Raw genomic sequence first — 21313 nt, 5'->3', positions numbered from 1 at the left:
GCGCTGAAGCGCAACTACGTACCTTTCGGAGCGCTGAAGCGCAACTACGTACCTTTTAGAGCGCTGAAGCGCAACTACTTACCTTTATGTATGAATATCGGAAATTAACTTTAGAAGAACGGGTGCAACTTGTTAATGAAAGGTTGGCTAAGGGATATCCTGCTCATTCTCCACCTCATCCAGTGCGAGATTTTGAATTTTATCATCTTACAGTTAGTTGTTTTGAGCATAAATCTCGGATTAATACTCAGGAACGCCGTCACCAACTTTTAGATTCAATTTTTGAGAAGTTTATTTCCGATGGTATCGAAATTAATGCTTGGGTAGTTTTACCGAATCATTATCATCTCTTAGTCCATCATGTTAATATGCCACAATTAAGTGTGCTATTTCGTTCGATTCACGGCCCCTTGGCTCGACAATGGAATCTTGAGGATCGTGTTACAGGTAAAGTGTGGTGTTCATTTAGCGATCGCGCTATTCGTTCCGAAAGGCATTATTATACCACTATTAATTACATTAATTACAATCCTGTCAAACATGGCTGGGCAAAATCTCCTTATGATTGGTCAGCAAGTAGCGTACATTGGTATTTAGAGTATCAAGGAAGAGAGTGGCTAAGAAGTGCATGGACAGAATATCCGGTAAGAGATTATGGAAAAGGATGGGATGATTAAGGTAGGTAGTTAAAGGTACGTAGTTGCGCTTCAGCGCTCTTAGGGTACGTAGTTGCGCTTCAGCGCTCTTGGGGCTCGCATCCCAACAACATACCAAAGTGCTCTTGGGGCTGAAGCCCAACAACATACCAACAACTTATAATTGAAGATTGTAATTCACAGGATAACTCATGGTTTTATATACAGAAAATGCCCAGCCTGAAGGCGAAAAATCATCGTCAGTGCTACTAGAAATGATGTATGGATTTAAAATATCCCAGGCTCTTTTTGTAGCGGCTAAACTGGAAATTGCAGATATTCTGAGTGATGGTTCTAAGACTGCTGATGAACTTGCGGAAGCTGCTGGGGTAAATTCTCAGGGTATTTATCACCTGATGCGTATGCTAGTAAGTGTTGGTGTGTTTTCTATGGAAGATAATGATAAGTTTTGCTTGAATGCTCTGGGCAAGCATCTCTTGACTGGTACTTCTGATTCTTTGCGAGGTACGGTTCTGGCAATGGGTGATGAACTATATCAGGGATGGGGGAATTTATTGTACAGTATAAAGACGGGAGAAACGGCTTTTGAACATAGTTTTAAGATGAGTTTTTATAGCTATTTGACGCAGAATTCTGAGGCGGCTATAAATTTCAATGAGTGGATGAAGGAGACAACAAGGGAGTGGCTGCTTCCGGTGCTTGAAGCTTATGATTTTTCAGGATTTAAGACGCTTGTGGATGTTGGAGGGGGCATTGGAACTCTAACGGCTGTTATTCTGAATGCAAATCCCCAAATGCAAGCTATTTTGTTCGATCGCGAAGATGTTATTGTGGATGCACCTCAGGTTTTGCACGTGGCTGGAGTTGCAGATAGGTGTGAAGTAGTTGGAGGCAGCTTTTTTGAAGCGGTGCCGCGTGGTGGGGATCTTTACTTGCTCTCTCGTGTCCTCCTGAATTGGGATGATGAGCGTGCTATTGCAATTCTTAAAAATTGCTATCAAGCTATGACAGCTAACGATCGCCTGCTGATTGTTGATTTTATGTTGCCTTCAGGCAAAATGTCGCCTTTTATTGGTATGGGTAGCCTAACTTTGTTTGTGATAGGCGGTACTTTTATGCGGAGGGAAGATGAATTTTATCATTTGCTTTCCTCTGCTGGCTTTAAAGTGACTGATACGATCGCCACAAAAGGGCCTGCAAGTGCGATCGAGGCGGTAATAACCAATCCTAGTTAGCCACTCCTTTTATGATTGGGCGGTTGAGACCGCTTGTGGACAAATGAAATGGGTGCATCTCACTTTGTACAAAGCAAAACTGAGATACTCTCAGCGAAGTCAGCCGACGCGGACTAATGAGTGCGGACTTCCTTCAGTCTTGTTGGGTAGAAAACTGGCGGGCGCCGATCGCAGAAAAGGCGATCGCAGCCACCAACAAAACAGGTATGCTGTACCAAGGAAACTTGGCGATATCGTAAGCAGCAGCCCTCAATCCAATACTGGCATAAGTCAGCGGTAACAGATAAACTATCCCTTTCAGGGCTACTGGTAGCGACGCGGGGTCGAAAAATGTCGCGCCCAAAAATGACATCGGAGTTATCAGAAAATTGTTGTACAATCCGACTGATTCGAGAGATTTTACGTTTAAACCCACTATCACTCCCAGGCCCGCAAATACAGCGGAGTTGAGAATTATCACTAACAAAAATAGCGGATGCAAAAATACTAGCTTTTGAGTAAACACAACTGCTACTAAAATCACGGAAACCGAAGTTAGCAGTCCCCGCAGTATTCCGGCTAGCATTTTGCCTGCGTGCAAAGCTAGGGGGTGTACCGGCAGCAGTAGCAATTCCTCAAATGTTTTACTAAAAAGGCGTTCGCCACAAATAGAAAATACTGCGCCTGTAAAACTTACTGTCATCGATGAAAGTGCAACCATTCCCGGCAGCATGAATTCTAGATAATTGCCACCAATTGCCGGTTTAGGCATGGAACTGCCCAACCCGAAACCAAAAGCTAGAATGTAAATTAATGGGGATGTTAAACCAGCGGCGGCAATTGGCAGGATTCGGACTCGCAAATCTAGCCATTCTCCCCAAAACACGGTCATTGTGTCTGTTAGTATAGTTTGAATTGAGTTTTGTTTCATGGCGAGGTGATTTGCATAATAGATATCAAGTTCTGTTAATTAACGGGACTAATGACCGTAGTAAAATTGGTTTGTAGTGAGGACTTTAGTCCGCATCAAAAAGGACTAAAGTCCTCACTACAAACCTTTTGGATGGCGGGTAATTGACCGGACATGATTTTACATCTTGCTCATTATCCGGTTAAAAGGTTAAATAATCAAGGCTGCTGCACTGTTCTAATTTAGTTTCAGTTAAAGGCAATGTGCCGGATTCTACTTTTTCCTGTTCTCGGTTCAACCAAATTGCTTTTAAGCCTGCGGATTTGGCGCCGCAATAATCGGCTTTGAAGCTGTCGCCGATATGCCAGACATTCTCGGCTGTGCAGTTGTGCTTTTGCAAAGCTGCGGTGAAAATTTCCGGCTGGGGTTTTGCTGCACCTACTTCGGTGGAAATTGTCACTGATGTGAAATATTCTGCTAAATTGAGTGCTTTTAATACTGGATAAAGTCGCGAGTCGAAATTCGAGACTACTGCTAATTCGATTCCTTGTTGCTGCCATTTATTTAAGGCTGGGAATACGTCGGGATAGACGAACCAAGGTTCGGGGGTGGCAAAATGAGCGTAGAGTTCGGCAAAAAATTTGGGAAAGTCTGAAAATTGATTGAAAACGCCTGCTATTTGAAAAGCTTTTGCCGAAACTGCTAGCCACCACTCAAATTCTAGTTGGGGAATTTTTGCTGCTTCGATTCCTGGAAATGTCATCGGATTTGCTGAGGCGAAGCTTTGGTAAAATGCTGTATTTAAGTCTTTACTATTAACTGTTACTCCGAAGTTTTTGGCTAGTTTTGCGTAGACTTCGCCGACGCTACCGCGAACGTAAAATAGTGTGCCTGCTGCATCTAAAAAGATAGTTTTTGTCATTGGTTAGAATGAATTTGAAAACGAGTAATATAATACCGGGCGAAGGTCATTCGCGTCTACACAAACACTCACGTGCCTCCGCAGGTTGAAGAACCAGAATCAGAATAATACCGTGCGAAGGTCATTCGCGTCTACACAAACACTCACCTGCCTCCGCAGGTTGAAGAATCAGAATAATACCGGGCGAAGGTCATTCGCGTCTACACAAACACTCACGTGCCTCCGCAGGTTCAAGAATCAGAATAATACCGGGCGAAGGTCATTAAGTTATTTTTTTCAGTCCGCGGAGGCGGACATCGTTTGTGTAGACGCGAATTCTATTCGTACGTCTTATCTCAAAAAGATGAGGTATAACTGACAGCTTACATAACCGTTTAAACCAAGAGGGCTGAAGCCCAACAACGTCCGCGAATCTTTCTGATAACCGCTATATTACTTTTTCAGCAACTCCTGAATCGGCTTGCTAATCCAGTTGAAACCAACTTTTAGTTGGTGGTCAAATGTTGGCATTCGATAGAGATAGGCTAGGCGGCGTGCAATGTGTGCTAGTTGTCCGTCGAGTTTGATTCCTAAACCTGTCAGGGTGGCTTCGTCTATTCCTAATGTCATCATTTCTCCTAGCGGCTGGTACCGGAAAGGTAGTAATGGTCGATCGCTCAGGGATGCCCATATGTTCCATGCCGTGTAGTCAGCTTGCTGGAATGCTGTTTGGGCTGTTCCGGGGACTTTTTGACCTGTTGCGTCGTGACATTCGGCTAAGTCTCCCAAGGCAAATATGTCTGGATGGTCGATGATTTGCATCTGGGAGTTAACTATTAATTGACCGCGGTGGTTTTGTTTCAGGGGGAGCGATCGCACTGCTTGACTAACTTGGGTTCCTACTGTCCACAATACTATGTCTACGGGAAGAACATCTAATTGTCCTTTGTAGAGTAAGGATATGGTGTCGGATTCGATCGCCTCTACTGCTGTTTCTAAGTCGATCCAGACTTTGCGTTTTTCTAATGCTTTGTTGGCGGCTTCGCGGTTGAACTCGGGTGATGTCCGCAAAATCGTGTCGCCTTGCTCGATTAATCGGACGCGACCTTTGTCTCCGAGTCGATCGGCTAATTTACAAGCTAATTCTACTCCCGAATAACCGGCGCCGACGATCGCAATCCTAATTTTGTCGGGGTTGCTAGCTTCGAGAAACCGCAGTCTTTCTTCCAAGCGGTAGGCGTCGTCGAGGCTGCGGAAGGAATAAGCGTATTCAACGGCTCCTTTGACCATATCTAGGGGTGTTTCGCCACCTAAAGCTAAAACGAGGCGATCGCACGGAATTTCTGGCCCGTCGTGTAACTGCACTTGCTTGGACTCCACGTCGATGCCGGAGACAGTGCCTTGACAAAAGCGCACGCCTGTGTTTTGCAAGAGTTCCGCAAAGGGCGGCGCGATTTCCCAGGTTTGGAGTTCGCCGGTGAGGAGCTCGTACAGTAGGGGAACGAACAGGAAGCGATCGCGACGGTCAACTAGGACTATTTCGGGTTTTTCGGTTTTGGAGAAGGGTAACTGACTCAAGCGGAGGGCTGTGTGGAGTCCGCCGAAGCCTCCGCCGAGAATGCAAATCCGGGGTTGTTGTTGAGTCATGGTTTTTGTTTGAGGGCGATCGGTAGCAAGGCAACTTATCTTATTGTAACGAGAGTGGAGGATTGGGGGAGCGGGAGAGTCGGGGATTGCGGGATTGGGGGAGTTGGAGAATTGGAAAAATTTTCCCTGAACATCCATCCGTTACGGGTGCATCTCTGTTTTGCTTTTAATAGTGCGAGCGTCCCCGCTCGCTTGGTTCTATAAGCAAGCGAGCGGGGACGCTCGCACTGTAAAAAGAAATGATTTTTACAAAAATGAGATGCTCCATCCGTTACATCCGTTACATCGGTTATACAATCCCTTGCCGAACAGCCTTCTGCCTTCTACATAATATCCTTGATTAGCTTTGCCTATTATCCACCCTCAAATTTTTTGAATGTTCGGACAAGTAATTTTGTACTATATTAGTTGATAGCGTATTATTTCGCCAATTAAATTCACTTTTTATACAGCCATCTACTCTAACACTTGCCCCCGCAGTCACAAGTGAAAAAATCATGCAAATTTCCTCGAATTCTTCTAAAGTTAAGAATGGCGATCGCCATAACGAAGACAGCTCATCTTTGTTAAGCAGCGAAGAACGATATAAAAATTTAGTAGCTAATATTCCCGGTGCTGTATACCGCTGCAACTGCGACTGGACGGGGCCCGACGGCGAATTAATACGGACAATGGCGTTTTTGAGCGAGGCTGTTCAAGAAATATCTGGCTATCCATCATCTGATTTTATCAACGATCGCGTCCGTTCTTTTGCGAGCATCATCCATCCTCAAGACCGCAAAAATATGGAGGAGGCTCTCATAAAAAGTGTAGCAACTAGAACTCCGTATATCCTGGAATACCGCATTCTCCGGGCTGACGGCGAAATTAGCTGGGTTTACGAAAAAGGTCAAGCTGTCTGCTGCGAGGGGGATGAGGCTAGAGAAAGAAAAGAGGGACAAGGGGAAATAGAGGAATTTTTGTCGGGTGTAGTTTCGTCGGTTTCGCCGATCGCAAATTCTCTGTGTCAGGTTGTCTATCTCGACGGAGTGATTTTGGATATTACTGAGCGCAAGCGCGCTGAGGAAAAGCTGCGAAAGACTCAAGATTTTCTGAATGCGGTACTGCAAAATCTGCCGGTTAGCGTCTTTATTAAAGATGCCGTGGAACAAAGATTTATTTATTGGAATGCTGCTAGCGAAGAATTGTTTGGCTATTCGAGGGACGAAGTGCTGGGAAATAATGCTGCTGACTTGTTGGAAGCAGATCAGGCAAATTACTTGCAAGCACAAGATTTAGAAGTATTTGCCACGGGAAAAGAGGTTGATATACCAGAAGAAATTATCCAACTTCCGCACCGGGGAAAACGGATTTTGCACACAAAAAAAGTTCCTTTGTTTGACGCTGATGGCGCGCCTAAGTACATTCTGGGTATTTCTCAAGATATTACCGAAAGCAAAAAAACTGAAACAGAATTGTCGCGCTTGGCCATCGTGGCTCAAAAAACGCAAAATGGTGTGATTATTACTGATGCTCAAGGCTGCATTGAATGGGTGAATGAAGCATTTACTCGGATTAGCGGTTACGTGTTAGAAGAAATGCTGGGAAAAAAACCGGGTGATGTGCTGCAAGGCCCTCAAACAGATCCATTAACTATTGCCCAATTGCGATCGGCTTTGGATAAAGGCGAGCCGTTTAATCAGGAAATTTACAATTACAGGAAGGATGGAAAGGGTTATTGGGTGGCGCTTTCGATCGCCCCGATTTATCGAGAAACCGGGGAACTTGAAGGTTTTATTGCGGTGGAAACTGATATTACCGATCGCAAACAAGCTACTGAATCTGTCAGGGAAAGCGAGAGTTATTACCGCTGCATCGTCGAAACTGCTTCGGAGGGCGTTTGGATGTTTGACGCCGACAGCAGCACGACTTTTGCGAACTGTCGGATGGCCGAAATGCTGGGGTATACTGTGGAGGAAATGCTGGGGCGATCGCTATTTGAGTTTATCGATGACGAGGCTCGGGAAATAGCCGAAAGTTATGTGCAGCGCAGGCGGCAAGGCATTCGCGAACGCCACGATTTTCAGTTTACCCGCAAAGATGGCTCTCACTTGTGGGCGATCGTCTCAGCGACACCAATGTTCGACGCTGACGGCGAATTTGCGGGGGTTTTGCGGATGATTACCGATATTAGCGATCGCAAACAAGCCGAAGCAGAATTGCGCCAAACTCTCCAAGAATTAGAATTTGAAAAATTTGCCTTAGATCAATCGGCAATTGTCTCAAATACCAACGAATTCGGCGTTATTACCTACGTCAACGAGCAATTCTGCGAACTGTTTAAATATTCTCGGGAAGAATTGAACGGCAAAACCCACAAACTTGTAAATTCCGGCTATCACCCAACTGATTTTTTCAAGCAGCTTTGGTCAACAATCCGCCAGGGAAATGTTTGGCGGGGAGAAATGAAAAATCAAGCTAAAGACGGCAGATTATTCTGGTTGGATACTACGATTGTACCTTTCTTAAATTCTCGGGGAGAACCCCATCAATATGTAGCAATTCGCAAAGATATTACCGATCGCAAACAAGCAGAAGAAGCTGTGCGGCTTTCCGAAAGTCAATTGAGGACTAAAAATGAAGAATTAGCGAAAGCCCTGCGGGACGTGCATAAAACTCAAAGCATGATGGTTCAAAATGAAAAAATGGTAAGTTTGGGGCAATTAGTAGCTGGCGTCGCTCACGAAATAAACAATCCAGTTAGCTTCATTTACGGCAACGTCATGCACGCTGACGATTACTTTCAAGACTTGCTAAAAATGCTGCAACTTTACCAGCGCGAATACCCGGAACCAACAGAGGCAATTCGAGAAGAAATAGATGATATAGATTTGAAATTTCTGCTCAAAGATTTGCCAAAGCTATTAACTTCAATGAAAATGGGAGCCGAGCGAATTCGCCAGATTGTGCTGTCACTGAAGAATTTCTCGCGATTGGATGAAGCAGAACAAAAACAGGTGGACATTCACGAAGGGATTGACAGCACTTTGTTGATTTTGCAGCACAGGTTGAAAGAAACAGCAGGACATCCGAAAATTACGCTGGTTAAAGAGTTCGGCAATTTGCCCCGCTTACAGTGTTATGCAGGACAGTTGAATCAGGTATTTATGAATATTATTGGCAATGCAATTGATGCTTTGGAAGAGGCAATGGAAACCGGACAGTGGGGCGACGGGGAACAGGCGCCTATTCCTTCTTGTCCTTCGCCGACGCTGCGGATTTGTACTGAGGTAAAATATGAACAGGCTGCTGTTTGTGCTGATTCTATTCGCCGTCCTTCTCATATTGTGATTCGGATTGCTGACAACGGGCCGGGGATTCCGATAGATGTTCATGAAAGGCTGTTCGATCCGTTTTTTACTACGAAAGAACCGGGGAAAGGTACTGGCTTGGGGCTGTCTATCAGTTATCAAATTGTGGTGGAAAAGCACGGCGGGCGGCTGAAGTGCAATTCTGCACCGGGTCAAGGTACGGAATTTGCGATCGAGATTCCTGTCGCTAGAAGTTAGCGGTAAAATTGGAAATTATGAGTTATAATTCCATAGATGCAGACGGCGGTTGAAACCGCGTCTATACAAACAATGTCCGCCTCCGCGGACTGAAGAAGATAATGTATTTTAACCGCATTGCCTTCAACCCGCGGAGGCGGGTTTTGCTTGTATAGAAGCGGTTTCAACCGCCCAGTTTTCTAGGTTATTGACTTATGAATTACAACGTAATTTACGACGGCAATTGCAATCTCTGTGTCACCTTGGTGCAGTTACTTGAAAATCTAGATCGAGGCCAGAACTTTGAATATATTTCCATGCAAGATTTAGAGGGATTAAAGGAGTTTGATATAACTGCTGAGGATTGCGAAATGGGGATGATTTTGATAGATAAGAATAATCCCACAAAACGTTGGCAAGGTAGCGATGCAGCCGAGGAAATCGGGCGGATATTGCCTGCTGGCGAGGTGTTTGTGGCAGCTTACCGGGCAATGCCGGGGATGAAGTGGATGGGCGATCGCGTGTACGAACAAGTGCGCGATAACCGCTATACTTTGTTTGGCAAGCGATCGACAACTTACAAATCGGCTTATCCAGTGGGCTGTAGGTCGATCGACAATTGCGATAATCAAGACTTAAAATCAGGTTCGTAGTGAGGACTTCAGTCCTCTCCATCTGTGGTTCGTAGTGAGGACTTCAGTCCTCTCCATCTGTGGTTCGTAGTAAGGACTTCAGTCCTCTCCATCTGTGGAGAATTTAATTCAAGAAGGACTAAAGTCCTCACTACAAACCTGGACTTCAGTCCTCTCCATCTGTGGAGAATTTAGTTCAAGAAGGATTAAAGTCCTCACTACAAACCTGATTTATGATGAGTCATTAACCGGGAATTATTCTCAGCAATTAAACAAACCTAATATCTCGCGGCAAAAGTGTTTGAGCTTTTCGGCTGATTCCGCAGCGGGCTCAGTTTCACCCACAAAACCCCAATTTTCCACGGTAGAAAAGCGCCACTGTTGACCAGTATGATCGTAACCTGCCGCCTCAACCCCGATCGCCCGCCGAGATCCTTCGACCGGATCTTGGTAAAATCGGATTTGGATTAAGATACTGCGGCTTTGCAACAACCGACTTCTACCGGGAAAATGGAAGCCAATATCGATCGACTCAGGATCGACAAGTTCTCTGGTATCCTGGTCATTCATCCAAGGTTTCAAATCGACTTTCACATCCGGAAAATCTGACTTAAATAAATTAACAACCGCAGCAATTTTGCTAGCTAATTCTATATTTCTGGCTTGTTCGGCAGCGTTCACTCGAAATACTCCTATCAAATACAGTTATTACACATTTAGTTAACAATGTAACTGCATATTGCCTGCTTTAAACGGTAAACTGTGGACTATTTGATAGATTACAGTTCGCGATTGCACGGGTGGCCAGAAACCGGGTTTTTTTACGAAAAGACGTTTTACAGCCGACAATTCAGGTAAAAACCCGGTTTCTTTGGTATTGATGCGTCCAATCTGCTAAATTTTCCCAGGTTGAATGAATTTTAGTCGATCGGCACTTCGATCGCAAATTCCGTACCTGGGCCCAACACAGATATGCCCTATGTAGTGGCGATGCGTCACAATCCTTTGTTGAAAGCGACTCGCTGTGCGATTATTGGCTCGTGGCTGGCGTGAAAATGCAGGTGATTGGTGCGAGTCATGCGGAAATGGGTACATTTGCCTTTTGGGATTTTAAAATCCCAAAAACCTTTCGATCCAACTTATTTGCTCGCTACCCCTTGACTTTTCAAGACAGGAACTACAGCATTTTGGGATGTTTATTGAACACCAATAAACTTGTGAGTTTGCAAAGACAACCTGTAACTCGGATGCTGTTTCAATAACTCCAAAATCATCGGAATTGCCCGATCGCGCTTTTCCCACTCCGGCTGCAAATATACAGGAATATTCACATTATCAGCCAAATATTTTGTGTAAAAATCAACTTCTTCGCCACTGCTAACCACCAACTTAATTTCATTAGCTCTCGTCCAGAAACGGTCTTGCACCGGATATTGAGGATTGACGTGTTCTTTAGGAGAAAGAGTAATCCAAGCCAGCGGCGAAATATCCTGCCAGTAAGCGCCAGAAGTTTCAATATTCACCTGTTTGTCAGTTGCTAACAAAGCTCGCACTAACTCCGGCAAATTCTGGTGAATAAAAGGTTCGCCACCACTAATGACAACCCTCGAAGACTGCAATTGATCTAGCAATTGTGCGATCGACTGTGGCACCGATGGCAAACCTTTGCCACCATTTCCGTAGCCTGTATCGCACCAAGCACACCGCACAGGACAACCAGCTAATCTGATAAAATCAACTAAAGTCCCCGTCCAATAACCTTCACCTTGAACCGTACACTGAAAAGTTTCATGAATCGGTAATTTTATTTGTAAATTCGATCCCTGCATTTTTACCTCAAAGTAATTAATAATACTTGTTATTACTTTTAGTAATTGTAATTTGTCATCGGTAATTGATATAGTCCTGGATGCACCGGTAGGCAGAAACCGGGTTTTTTATGCAAATACTGTATCGCAGCCTTTAATACAGATAACCACCCGGTTTCGAGGAGTCTTAATGAAGTTCCCAGCCACTTGAACTATTTAATTCTGTTCTTCAGGTTCCATCATCGTAGCCCAGCGGCGTTTCAGGGCCAAACTCAACCCGTCACCAATGGGGACAACACTGAGTGTTATTCTCGGATCGTTACGCAACTTGTCGTTGAAACTACGAAGGGCGAGGGTACTTGTGTCTTGTACTTCAGGATCGGCAACTCGTCCAGACCACAGAACGTTGTCAATTACAATTAAACCGCCATTCCGCACCAGTTGGAGCGATCGCTCAAAATAAGCCTCATAATTTTCTTTATCGGCGTCGATGAAGGCAAAATCAAAGGTTCCGGCTTGTCCCTCGGCTATGAGTTTGTCGAGAGTATTTAGTGCTGGGCCCAAATGCAAAGAAATTTTGTTAGCCACACCCGCAGCTTCCCAATACCGTCGCGCGATCGAAGTATATTCCTCGCTGACATCGCAAGCAATAATTTTACCGTTAGAAGGCAGTGCTAAAGCTACACATAGCGAGCTATAACCAGTAAAAACTCCAATTTCTAAGGTTTTTGTCGCTCCCATAAGCTGCACGAGCATCTCCATAAACTGCCCTTGTTCGGGAGCTATTTGCATCATACCCATAGGATGCTTAGCAGTTTCTTTCCGCAGTGAAGCGAGAATATCTGGTTCCCGCAAAGAAATAGATAACAGATAATCGTAAAGTTGATTTTCTAGGCCAAGAGTTGAGTTCGCCATCGGTTTGTCCTTGCTGCTGACTTTTGATTTTACGTGGTAGACGTGCAGTTATTGGAAATTGCAGACGGTAGAGTGAATTTTGGCACCTATTTTGCTGTCGTTTCTCTCAGGGTAAGAGTATCGCCGTCTCGCTTACAAGAATCTGGTAACTTGCTCTCACGGGCGATCGACCTCCCAATCAGTTTATCTCAGCTATAGGTGATTTAGTCGCCCTGGAAAAGAAAAGAGAACAAAAGGATGGTTTTGAGATTGCTGCATTCCTCGCGCTGCGTAACACTGTGAGTAATGCCAGCTTAACAAAATAATCTAACAGTCGGCAAGTTGCCAACCGATACACAATCAGTCATTCCTCATCTCAACTCTCCAACTTGTAGGAGCGCGCCTTGCTCTGAGCGTAGCCTTTCATGAAGTCGAATGATCTCAAATGTCAAATGGTACGATCTGGGGAGAATATAACTTAATTTTGACAACTAATCGCCAATAAATAATTATTTATAATTTGCCCACAACTCACACAAATAAAGTTTAATTTGAGTCTTGTTGATGGCTTATAGCCTGTGTATTCTTCAGGAATCAAACAGGCGCATGGCAATCCTTCTATCCGGGAGGATTACTAATAACTAACAAGTCGGCTAGACCGGGACAATTTTTTAAGTGTCACAGTATATTTATCCACACCTAAACCACCTACCACAATAAAAACAACATTCTCCTGTTGAAGCAGAACAAGTATTTTGGTGACAAAACCCGGTTTTGGGCAGCCTTTGCCCTGGACTGTTACTAACCACTAACGAACCGGGAACACTCTGACAATTTCTTAACTGTCACAGTTGATTGCTCGACACATAAACAACTTACCCACAATCAAAATAACATTTCGCAAAGGCAATCGCTATGTATTATACTTTTGCAGGTTTCGGTGCTGGTACTGGCCTATTGTTACTGTTAATTTTTGCTATTTTACAATGGCTGCACGTCCCCGCCGGCAGTTTTATAGATTGGGTAATTGCCATTGCTATTTTTGAATGGCTGTTGCTGATAGTTACAGTTCCTTGGAATATCCATTTTGAAGCTAAGGAAGTGTTAGCCCAAGGCGCAGAATCTACTAAAAAAAATATTGCTGTCGATTCCGAACAACTCAAATACGTTACTGTATTAGCTAGCCGATCGCTCTGGGTGGCGATCGCCCTTCACCTGGTTAGCGCGATCGCACTTTATGCCCTATCCGCCACCGGCATTAGCGCTGTTGGCTATCTCAGTTCCGGTGCAGCACTGCTTTTAACTATACTGCGTCCAGCTATCCGAGGTTATCAGTATTTAGCCCAGCGGCTGACAACCATCCGCAGCGAATTTTTCCACCCCCGCGAAGATATTCTCGAACTCCGCAACCGCTTTGCAGAATTAGAATCTACAGTCAAAAATTTGGCCGATCAATTAAATTCAGACGATCCTAATTCGTGGGCGACTCTCCAACAGCGGGAACAACGGGCCACTAGAAGAGAATTAACTAATTTAGCCGCATCTCTAGAAAATTTGCGATCGACAAATCAGGCAGAACACACTAAACTGGCAAGAGATGCCGAAAGTGCGATCGCCCAACTCACCGATGACGGACAATTTCTCAACCACGTCCGCGAAATCATCCGCTTCTTCAAAGAATCGTAAAAGTAGTCAGTAGTCATTAGTCATTAGTCATTAGTCATTAGTCATTAGTTAGTTGCCATGCCCAATTCCCAATTCCCAATTCCCAATTCCCAATTCCCAATTCCCAATTCCCAATTCCCAATTCCCAATTCCCAATTCCCAACCTTTAGATAGATGTCAGAGCCTCGCAGACTGTGAAACTTTTAATTAAAATAGAACTTTATCAGTCTTGAGGAAGACTCAATAAATGTGTTTTAGATAACAGCAAGTTTCAGGAAACTATAACCAAAGATAGTTAGTGAATGAGTTAGCTTAGGCTTAATATTTAAACATAAGCCAAAGACCTTTTTGAAAAGATAACTCAGGAATAAATCATGACAACTAGCAAATCAACACCGACCGACGAACAAATCGAAGCTAATATGGAAGCCCCCCATTATGACAGGGGCATTACTCCTGCTGAGACAGCAGCGCGGCAAGAACGCGAAGGCTCTAACTTCATGCACACAACCACTGAAGCGAAGCAGCAAAGCGCCAAAACCGACGACCAAACCGATGACGAAAGCATTCACACTACAGATGGTTATACAGTAGACAAGGAAGGTCTGGTTAACAATTACGCGATCGAACCCGAAATGTACATCAACGAACCGGGCGATTTGAGAGCAAAAGAGGAAGCCGAAGCCGCAGAACGCGCTCAAATTCTCGCAGAAATCAAAGATAAAAAAGGTGAGGAAGGAAAACTGACAATGGATGAAGACACCCGCGGCAAAGGCCCAGGAATGATCTAGGTTGTCTGCTTGGTAGTTGCGCTTTGGCGCGCGAGGTTGTAACTGCAAAGCTAAGGAATGAGAATTAAATAACTTACAATTTTTTTATTGTTCTTGTGGGATGGGCGGGATCTCCATCCCACAAATATGTGTAAATTATTTAATTCGCGATCCTAAGGGGCAGGTTTTTCTAGATACGGGAATTGTCGAGCTTTCCGGTAAAACCCGCCTCTATTTTGTTTTCGACTTCTGTTGAGATGATCGCTAATAACTTATGTGCGGTCATGCTTCGCCGTCTTCAAAAGTGATATGCACCCAATTAATCAAGCCCTCACATTCTCCCTCAACCAATTAAACTTTGCTTGAGCTAGCGCCAAATTTTCCAGGACGTTCGGATTAATATCCTCCCGATCTAATTCTTGCTGCTCCAATTCTATATTGCGACCGTATTCTATATGTCGGATCGTACCGCGCATCCGGTCTGCCAGACACAGCGAAATTCCATAATAAAATCTGGAAGCAAAACCCATATCATGTTGAAGTTTGACGACTAGCTGCCTTCGGGGAATTACCAACAAGTGAGTTTCTTCGATCGCCATCACCGTGGCCAAAGGAGGGCGTGCGTCAATGAAAGAAACTTCTCCCACAAGTTCTCCGCTACCTATTTTAGCGAGTTCTTTGCTCTGCTCAGCCTCGATCCAAACGCTCATACTCCCCTTCAAAACAATGTAGAGGGCATCGTGCTGTCTCCCTTCATGGATCAAAATCTCGCCCGGTTCGAGAATTTCTTTTTTCCCTTTTTGAACGATCCAGTCGATATCGTCATTATTTAACTGGCTCAAAATAAAAAGCGCTTTTTTTCTACTGCTGTCGGCCATAACTTTAGCTCCCGATCGCTTATTTATATTAAATTTAGAGGGCGCGCGGTCGCAACTTCTTCCTAAGCAGTCACTCCTCGCTGAATACAGTTTTTTTATCCTGCCTAACTGCTTGGCAAAATCCTATTAGGGCAGACATTCCCAATATTCACAGATGAACCAGGCTGAATCATAATCTCTCAATACTAGCATTCGTTGAACAATCTTTTTTAAATCGATCGGCATTCCCAAAAATCCTGCTTCATCTCCGTCTTAAAACCAACCCGGTTCTCCCCCACAGCATGGGTGCGGCAGGGGGCGCGGGAGACAGTGCTCCGCGCCCCATCTGCTGTATCGCTAAATCGATCGCAAATCAGGATAGCCAGCCAACATATCATCAGCAGTCAGAGTGTCGCCGTTAGCTTGAGGAGTCCACAGCACCTCAACCGCCAGCAACTGCTCGCTCGATACTCCCCCAATTTGGCGCAAAGCTTGGCGCAAATCTTCAGAGTTTTTCACTGCTGGCAATTGCAACTTGCCCTGAGTACCGACAATCACCGTTACCACAATAAATTCACCGGGCTCTGAATTCAAATCAGAACCAACTAGGGCGCCGTTTTCCTGCACAACTGGCAGGTTATTGCTGCTCCCTGCTTGCCGGAGCTGGTTGTTATAATTCGAGAGCGTTTCTTCAGTAAACTTACTGCGTTCTGCCAAAGAAAACTGGTTAAATTTAGCTTCGGCTGCTTCCAAGCGAGTTTGCACAGAGTCAGCGCCCGCGTAAACCCAGTATTCAGGATGGCGCAGCATCGCCAGAGTAGATTCTTGCAGCACTTGAGCGCGGCCGATCGCTGTATCGGTATTCGCTTTGCGCGCTAGCGCGTCGAGTTCGGCTTGCAAACCGCGGGCTTCTGCTAGCAAACCAACTTGCAAGCGGGCCACAGATACGGTGGTAGTAGGCGCGCTGTTGCCGAGTTCGTCAGTTGAATCCCCTGCGCGGCGGAAGCTTTGCACGAGGAAATTGGCGATCGAAATAAAAATCAAAATCGAGAACAGGCCGCCAAAGCCGCCACCAAAGCCAAAAAACGGCAGCAAGAATGGGAAACCGAAACCGCCACCAAAACCGCCGCGATAGCCACCACCGTACCCACCAGACGGCGCGTAAGTGCTAGTCGGAGACGAGTAACTGCGCGCCGGAGCTCTAAAAGATCCGCCCCCCATCCGTCCTCCGCTGCGAGCAGCCAGAGCTCCGTCAGCGTTACCGAGGGCTAGCGTCAGTACCAGACCGATCGCAAATAGTGATTTCAAAAGCGGTTTGATCTTTGAAATTAGTTGCTTGTACATAAGACCGTTACTATTCGATACATTTATAATTTACAGTCTATCCTCGCTTATGGGCAGCCCGGTTGCAGGTGTGCAGCGTGCGAGATATCCGTACCAACCGATCCCAGCACCCCGAGAGAAGCAGAAAGGCTAGAGTCCAAAGCTACCGCCTGCCACCTCAGATGACCCATAATTAATTGTCAAAACAATCCTATCTACTGTCCAAAATTCCCTTATTCTCATCCGGCACAAATTCCGTCACCACTTGGCCGCCGGCACCGTCACCTTTGACAATCACAGTTTGATTTTTTAACTCTCCCGCCGCCCTCGGCCCAGTCAAATTAAACACCGGATTTAATTGCTTGTAAACCACATTTCCTTCGGCGTCGAAGGTCTGGTTACTTAAATACCACGTTACGCGATCGGTATTTAATTGAGATTCACGTTTCTCCCCGATTCCTACCACATTTCCCGTCAAATAAAAAATCTTTTTATCTAAATCTCCCCGCCCAGTATCCCCGGTCATCGTCACCTTTTCCACGCGGTGAAAAATCTTCACATGCCCGGGCGATATCACATATTGAGCCGGAAAATTCCAACTCATCAAACTGCTTTCTATTTGCAGCGGCGGGTCTGATGGCATCAATTGAGCGTTTTGGGTTAGCGTGGCAATTTTGGTTTTTAAGTCTACATCTACCTTGTCGGCAAAACCGCTGTCTGTTACTTTTTTATCTTTATATCTGTCAAGTTGAGTCGGTTGGTCGCTGTGTACCTTTTGTTGCTCCACAAACCAAACTAAATGTTCGGTTCGCAATTGCAAAATTGGATCTTTAACATTCGCCACCACAGATCCGAATAACTCCATCCTCTTAGCCCTGCTGAAAACCCGCGCTTCCTTCGCTGAAGCAGTCACCTGTTTGTTCTGTCCAGTCAAGTTATTGCGGACAACTAAAACATCTTCCTTCGGGCGCCACTCCAACTCATTTCCTCGCAATACCACGCCGTTTTTCAGATCGGTAGCGACTATGTTACCTTTGAGAAAAACCTGATTTCCTTCCTGAAATACCTGCCCGGTTTCTCCCTGAATATCATAAATTTCTTTGCCGTCCTGAAACAATTTGCCCACAGGTTTCTGAACGTTAACTATTTTTTGGTCTTTGCTGTAAACCGCATTTTTCGATTTTACTTTCCAGAACGTCTCACCCTTTTCGTTTGCTTGTTCTAGGGTTACTTTGTTCAAAGTTAAAGTGCTATTTGACTGCTGAGCTGTTTTGATATCCTCAGCTAATTTGTTCTTTTGAGTCTCTTGGGGAGCCGCACAAGCATTAATCCCCAAAATCATTGCTGCTAACAATAGCGACATTGATTTTGGGGATTGGAAATTGGTAATTTGGGATTTGAGATTAATCATTGGTAATCGATAACAGGGCATTGGCCAAACAGGGCATTGATAATTGGTAATTGGGCAAACAGGGCATTGATAATTGGTAATTGGCCAAACAGGGCATTGATAATTGGTAATTGGCTAATTAAAAACACTAATCAAAAATCTGTCATACTTGAGCTAAATTTTTAACTTCTAATCCATTCCCCATTCCCCATTCCCCATTCCCCATTCCCCATTCCCCATTCCCCATTCCCCATTCCCCATTCCCCATTCCCCATTCCCCATTCCCCATTCCCTATCTGTCGTCGTGTTCGTCCATCAAGCTCAAACCCGACAACGGGCGGTAGGCATAATTAGGACGCGAAGTTTTTTGGATGTCGTCCTTAATCATTTCCAAATCGATATAGCGATCGGCTACATTAATCAAACTGTCACTGGTCATCGATCGCAAACTCACCACCTCAACCCGCACGCCGCGATAGCTCACAGCATCCACAGCATAGGCCAAATCGCCGTCGCCGCTCACCAAAACAGCCGTGTCGTAGGAACCGACCAACGCCATCATGTCCACAGCGATTTCTACATCCAAATTCGCCTTCTTAGAACCGTCGGGTAACTGTACCAAATCCTTAGAAATCACGCGATAGCCGTTGCGGCGCATCCACAGCAAAAACCCCTGCTGTTTTTCGTTAGTGCGATCGACACCCGTGTAGAAAAAAGAGCGCAACAGCCGCGATCCCGCAGTTAAACGACACAATAGCTTAGTGTAATCAATCTCAATTCCCAATTGCAAAGCCGCGTAAAAAAGATTAGATCCGTCAATAAAAATTGCCACTCGACCGCGATTTTCCAGAACCTGTTCCGGCGTAAAAAGGTCGTTGCTTTCTATTCTATTCAACATGATTGTTATGCCTCAAATTTTATGAAAGATTGGTAAGGAAATTAAGTGCTAATTCATAATCTGTCATAGCACCCCGATCGCAGGCTGCCGACTATGACGCTACTGTTTCCAGCAGTTCCAGCCGCTTAAACACTGGTTGGGGTTCCCCCAGAGTTTGGTTTGCAGGCAAAGCGCCCCAGGCAGCATGAACTGCAAAAGTCGCTAAACTGTTAACTGCAACCCGATCGTTAAAGTCAATTGAAAAACCTAGCTGCTGATAGATAGCACTGCTGATATTGGGAATAATCGGCGATAAAAGGTAAGATGCTAGTCTAACAGATTCCAGAACAGAATATAGCACTTGTTGAACACTTTCGAGCTGTCCTTGCTTGTACAAACTCCAAGGTGCTTGTACGTCAATAAACTTGTTACCGGCTCGAACTAATGCAAGCACAGCTTCGCAAGCCTTGCTAAAAGCTAACTCTTCGTAAAAACCCGCCACTCGATCGCCCAAATCCAGGCTCATACCCTTGAGAAGGTTGTCGCCGGAAATACTTTCCCCAGACACATTTGGCACGCAGCCACCGCAATATTTGCGAGCCATGTTTAAGGTGCGGTTAAGCAAATTTCCCAAATCATTTGCTAGCTCAGCATTCAATATATTGATAAACCGAGTTTCGTTAAAATCGCCGTCCTCTCCAAATTCAATTTCTTTGAGGAAATAGTAACGAACTGCATCAGCGCCGTATTTATTCACCAATTCGACTGGGTTTAAAGTATTTCCCTCCGTTTTTCCCATTTTTTTGCCGTCTTTGGTCAAAAAACCGTGAGCGAAGACGCGGCCAGGTACGGACATACCCGCGGACATCAGCATTGCCGGCCAATAAACTGCGTGGAAGCGGAGAATATCTTTGCCGATCAAGTGCAGGTCAATCGGCCACCATTTAGATAAAGCATTCTCTAACAATGGGTCGCTGTCCGGATCGAGCAGAGCCGTGATGTATCCCAGCAAAGCGTCAAACCAGACGTAAATGGTGTGGCCCGGATCAACTGGTATTGGCAGGCCCCATTCCAGATTCACCCGAGAAATCGAAAAGTCTTGGAGTCCGGAGTTGACGAAGCTGAGCACTTCGTTACGCCGACTTTCCGGCGCGATAAAGTCGGGACGTTCTGCGTACAATGCCAGCAGTTGGTCTTGATAGCGCGACAGGCGGAAAAAGTAATTTTCTTCGTCGCGCCACTCCACTTCTTTGCTGGTGTGGACGGAACAGCGATTTCCGGGGAGCAAATCGCGTTCATCTTTGAATTCTTCGCAGGAGACGCAGTACCAGCCTTGTTGCTGGTTCAAGTAGATATCGCCGGAGTTCCAGACGCGCTGGAAAAATTCTTTGACAATGTACTCGTGGCGTCGCGAAGTTGTGCGGATAAAGCGATCGTAATGGATGTCGAGTTGCTCCCACAGCGCCTCAAACCCGGGAACTACTAAATCGCAGTGAGCTTGGGGCGATCGTCCCAAACTGCTTGCCGTGCGCTGAATTTTCTGCCCGTGTTCGTCGGTTCCGGTAACCAACAACACTGATTTGCCCCGCAGCCGCTCAAATCTGGCTAGGGCATCGGCTGCCATAGTCGTGTAAGCGCTGCCAACGTGAGGCAAATCATTGACATAATACAGAGGCGTTGTTATGGCAAAGGTATTCTTAGTTATATCGGTCGATTTCATTGAATGGTAAAAGAAAATTCCCTAAATTTAATTTCGATCTTAACTCAGCGCTTCAATCTTTTCTGGAGTGGCATTCAAGCCAAAATTGCTGCAACTTGTGGGCAATTGTTTAACCCGGGCTATTCCCAAAAGAAATATAGCTTTCCTCTCAAGACTAATCTTTTTTAGATCTTTTTGACGAACTCTCTAAAATGTCTTAAGATTTTGATATTTTGCTGCCTTGGGGGCCCATAGAAGTGCAGATCCCGGGTCTTCAATTCATTTCTCGCAGGCACTATCCTGGAGTGCGCGGGATCGCCAACTGGATAGTGCCGACAAAACTCCTTGCTTAGCTTGCTGAAAGCAACCGAGCGACTGGCGCTCCGCCAGCGCTTCCTGTAAATGGGCGATCGGGGTTCACTGGCTGTGTCAAACCCGATCGCCCGCAACTCCTGCCAGTTTCCGAGTTACTCGTAGAAGCAGCAACCGGGTTGTTTGCGAAAATCTCTATTGAACGATGCTTATCTGGTTTTTGAAGAGGGC

General features: G+C 45.3%; 18 protein-coding genes. 6 read left to right on the top strand and 12 right to left on the bottom strand.

Annotated features, from left to right (window positions below):
- Positions 1-86: 86 nt before the first annotated feature.
- Both JGK11_RS12260 and JGK11_RS12255 read left to right on the top strand, forming a co-directional pair.
- Positions 87-677 carry a transposase gene (locus JGK11_RS12260; protein WP_293179913.1) on the top strand — a complete coding sequence of 197 codons (591 nt, stop codon included), beginning with the start codon at positions 87-89 and terminating at the stop codon, positions 675-677.
- Positions 678-847: 170 nt separating this feature from the next.
- The gene (locus tag JGK11_RS12255) at positions 848-1891 is read left to right on the top strand and encodes a methyltransferase (protein ID WP_293211835.1); all 1044 of its coding nucleotides are present in this window, start codon (positions 848-850) and stop codon (positions 1889-1891) included.
- Positions 1892-2024: 133 nt separating this feature from the next.
- Here the strand turns inward: JGK11_RS12255 and JGK11_RS12250 are convergent, their stop codons facing one another.
- The 3 genes from JGK11_RS12250 to JGK11_RS12240 all read right to left on the bottom strand — a co-directional run bounded on the left by JGK11_RS12250 (position 2025) and on the right by JGK11_RS12240 (position 5328).
- The gene (locus JGK11_RS12250; RefSeq protein WP_293190902.1) at positions 2025-2801 is read right to left on the bottom strand and encodes an ABC transporter permease; all 777 of its coding nucleotides are present in this window, start codon (positions 2799-2801) and stop codon (positions 2025-2027) included.
- Positions 2802-2982: 181 nt separating this feature from the next.
- Positions 2983-3702: an HAD-IA family hydrolase gene (locus tag JGK11_RS12245; RefSeq protein WP_293179922.1), complete on the bottom strand. Its 720-nt coding sequence runs from the start codon at positions 3700-3702 to the stop codon at positions 2983-2985.
- A gap of 432 nt (positions 3703-4134) precedes the next feature.
- Positions 4135-5328 (bottom strand): NAD(P)/FAD-dependent oxidoreductase, encoded by a 1194-nt coding sequence (locus JGK11_RS12240; protein ID WP_293211832.1) that lies wholly within the window; start codon positions 5326-5328, stop codon positions 4135-4137.
- Positions 5329-5825: 497 nt separating this feature from the next.
- Here JGK11_RS12240 and JGK11_RS12235 point away from each other — a divergent pair, with 497 nt between their 5' ends.
- Together JGK11_RS12235 and JGK11_RS12230 are read left to right on the top strand one after the other, a co-directional pair.
- Entirely contained in the window at positions 5826-8876 is a 3051-nt protein-coding gene (locus JGK11_RS12235; RefSeq protein WP_293211830.1) for a PAS domain S-box protein, read from the top strand.
- Positions 8877-9070: 194 nt separating this feature from the next.
- Positions 9071-9508: a DCC1-like thiol-disulfide oxidoreductase family protein gene (locus JGK11_RS12230; RefSeq protein ID WP_293211828.1), complete on the top strand. Its 438-nt coding sequence runs from the start codon at positions 9071-9073 to the stop codon at positions 9506-9508.
- Between the two features lie 240 nt (positions 9509-9748).
- Here the strand turns inward: JGK11_RS12230 and JGK11_RS12225 are convergent, their stop codons facing one another.
- From JGK11_RS12225 to JGK11_RS12215, 3 genes are all read right to left on the bottom strand, one after another.
- On the bottom strand, positions 9749-10168 hold the full coding sequence (locus JGK11_RS12225; RefSeq protein WP_293190896.1) for a hypothetical protein: 420 nt from the start codon (positions 10166-10168) through the stop codon (positions 9749-9751).
- A 515-nt stretch (positions 10169-10683) separates the two neighbouring features.
- Positions 10684-11316, bottom strand: a complete 633-nt coding sequence (locus JGK11_RS12220) for a 7-carboxy-7-deazaguanine synthase QueE (protein ID WP_293179937.1) — start codon at positions 11314-11316, stop codon at positions 10684-10686.
- A gap of 195 nt (positions 11317-11511) precedes the next feature.
- On the bottom strand, positions 11512-12210 hold the full coding sequence (locus tag JGK11_RS12215; protein WP_293204347.1) for a class I SAM-dependent methyltransferase: 699 nt from the start codon (positions 12208-12210) through the stop codon (positions 11512-11514).
- An 894-nt stretch (positions 12211-13104) separates the two neighbouring features.
- Here JGK11_RS12215 and JGK11_RS12210 point away from each other — a divergent pair.
- Both JGK11_RS12210 and JGK11_RS12205 read left to right on the top strand, forming a co-directional pair.
- Positions 13105-13875: a hypothetical protein gene (locus tag JGK11_RS12210; protein ID WP_293179946.1), complete on the top strand. Its 771-nt coding sequence runs from the start codon at positions 13105-13107 to the stop codon at positions 13873-13875.
- Positions 13876-14228: 353 nt separating this feature from the next.
- Positions 14229-14645 carry a hypothetical protein gene (locus JGK11_RS12205; RefSeq protein ID WP_293152017.1) on the top strand — a complete coding sequence of 139 codons (417 nt, stop codon included), beginning with the start codon at positions 14229-14231 and terminating at the stop codon, positions 14643-14645.
- Positions 14646-14947: 302 nt separating this feature from the next.
- On the opposite strand, the gene JGK11_RS12200 is transcribed toward JGK11_RS12205, so the two are convergent.
- The 6 genes from JGK11_RS12200 to metG all read right to left on the bottom strand — a co-directional run bounded on the left by JGK11_RS12200 (position 14948) and on the right by metG (position 20791).
- The gene (locus JGK11_RS12200; RefSeq protein ID WP_293179952.1) at positions 14948-15502 is read right to left on the bottom strand and encodes a cyclic nucleotide-binding domain-containing protein; all 555 of its coding nucleotides are present in this window, start codon (positions 15500-15502) and stop codon (positions 14948-14950) included.
- A 336-nt stretch (positions 15503-15838) separates the two neighbouring features.
- Positions 15839-16825 carry a DUF1517 domain-containing protein gene (locus tag JGK11_RS12195; protein ID WP_293179955.1) on the bottom strand — a complete coding sequence of 329 codons (987 nt, stop codon included), beginning with the start codon at positions 16823-16825 and terminating at the stop codon, positions 15839-15841.
- 190 nt (positions 16826-17015) lie between these two features.
- On the bottom strand, positions 17016-18215 hold the full coding sequence (lptC, locus tag JGK11_RS12190) for an LPS export ABC transporter periplasmic protein LptC (protein ID WP_293211826.1): 1200 nt from the start codon (positions 18213-18215) through the stop codon (positions 17016-17018).
- 142 nt (positions 18216-18357) lie between these two features.
- Positions 18358-18483: a hypothetical protein gene (locus tag JGK11_RS12185; RefSeq protein ID WP_293211824.1), complete on the bottom strand. Its 126-nt coding sequence runs from the start codon at positions 18481-18483 to the stop codon at positions 18358-18360.
- Between the two features lie 3 nt (positions 18484-18486).
- Positions 18487-19092, bottom strand: a complete 606-nt coding sequence (locus tag JGK11_RS12180) for an NYN domain-containing protein (RefSeq protein ID WP_096831201.1) — start codon at positions 19090-19092, stop codon at positions 18487-18489.
- Between the two features lie 91 nt (positions 19093-19183).
- Positions 19184-20791: a methionine--tRNA ligase gene (gene metG, locus JGK11_RS12175; RefSeq protein ID WP_293204345.1), complete on the bottom strand. Its 1608-nt coding sequence runs from the start codon at positions 20789-20791 to the stop codon at positions 19184-19186.
- Between the last annotated feature and the right edge of the window lie 522 nt (positions 20792-21313).

The organism is Microcoleus sp. PH2017_34_RAT_O_A, assembly GCF_020737885.1.
Classification (GTDB): Bacteria; Cyanobacteriota; Cyanobacteriia; order Cyanobacteriales; family Microcoleaceae; genus Microcoleus.
This window is presented reverse-complemented; position numbering and strand designations above follow the sequence as displayed.

Excerpts from the sequence above, each read along its gene's own strand:
- JGK11_RS12260 (WP_293179913.1), top strand. The coding sequence starts at position 87 with ATGTATGAATATCGGAAATTAACTTTAGAAGAACGGGTGCAACTTGTT.
- JGK11_RS12255 (WP_293211835.1), top strand. The coding sequence starts at position 848 with ATGGTTTTATATACAGAAAATGCCCAGCCTGAAGGCGAAAAATCATCG.
- JGK11_RS12250 (WP_293190902.1), bottom strand. The coding sequence starts at position 2,801 with ATGAAACAAAACTCAATTCAAACTATACTAACAGACACAATGACCGTG.
- JGK11_RS12245 (WP_293179922.1), bottom strand. The coding sequence starts at position 3,702 with ATGACAAAAACTATCTTTTTAGATGCAGCAGGCACACTATTTTACGTT.
- JGK11_RS12240 (WP_293211832.1), bottom strand. The coding sequence starts at position 5,328 with ATGACTCAACAACAACCCCGGATTTGCATTCTCGGCGGAGGCTTCGGC.
- JGK11_RS12235 (WP_293211830.1), top strand. The coding sequence starts at position 5,826 with ATGCAAATTTCCTCGAATTCTTCTAAAGTTAAGAATGGCGATCGCCAT.
- JGK11_RS12230 (WP_293211828.1), top strand. The coding sequence starts at position 9,071 with ATGAATTACAACGTAATTTACGACGGCAATTGCAATCTCTGTGTCACC.
- JGK11_RS12220 (WP_293179937.1), bottom strand. The coding sequence starts at position 11,316 with ATGCAGGGATCGAATTTACAAATAAAATTACCGATTCATGAAACTTTT.
- JGK11_RS12215 (WP_293204347.1), bottom strand. The coding sequence starts at position 12,210 with ATGGCGAACTCAACTCTTGGCCTAGAAAATCAACTTTACGATTATCTG.
- JGK11_RS12210 (WP_293179946.1), top strand. The coding sequence starts at position 13,105 with ATGTATTATACTTTTGCAGGTTTCGGTGCTGGTACTGGCCTATTGTTA.
- JGK11_RS12205 (WP_293152017.1), top strand. The coding sequence starts at position 14,229 with ATGACAACTAGCAAATCAACACCGACCGACGAACAAATCGAAGCTAAT.
- JGK11_RS12200 (WP_293179952.1), bottom strand. The coding sequence starts at position 15,502 with ATGGCCGACAGCAGTAGAAAAAAAGCGCTTTTTATTTTGAGCCAGTTA.
- JGK11_RS12195 (WP_293179955.1), bottom strand. The coding sequence starts at position 16,825 with ATGTACAAGCAACTAATTTCAAAGATCAAACCGCTTTTGAAATCACTA.
- lptC (WP_293211826.1), bottom strand. The coding sequence starts at position 18,215 with ATGATTAATCTCAAATCCCAAATTACCAATTTCCAATCCCCAAAATCA.
- JGK11_RS12185 (WP_293211824.1), bottom strand. The coding sequence starts at position 18,483 with ATGGGGAATGGGGAATGGGGAATGGGGAATGGGGAATGGGGAATGGGG.
- JGK11_RS12180 (WP_096831201.1), bottom strand. The coding sequence starts at position 19,092 with ATGTTGAATAGAATAGAAAGCAACGACCTTTTTACGCCGGAACAGGTT.
- metG (WP_293204345.1), bottom strand. The coding sequence starts at position 20,791 with ATGAAATCGACCGATATAACTAAGAATACCTTTGCCATAACAACGCCT.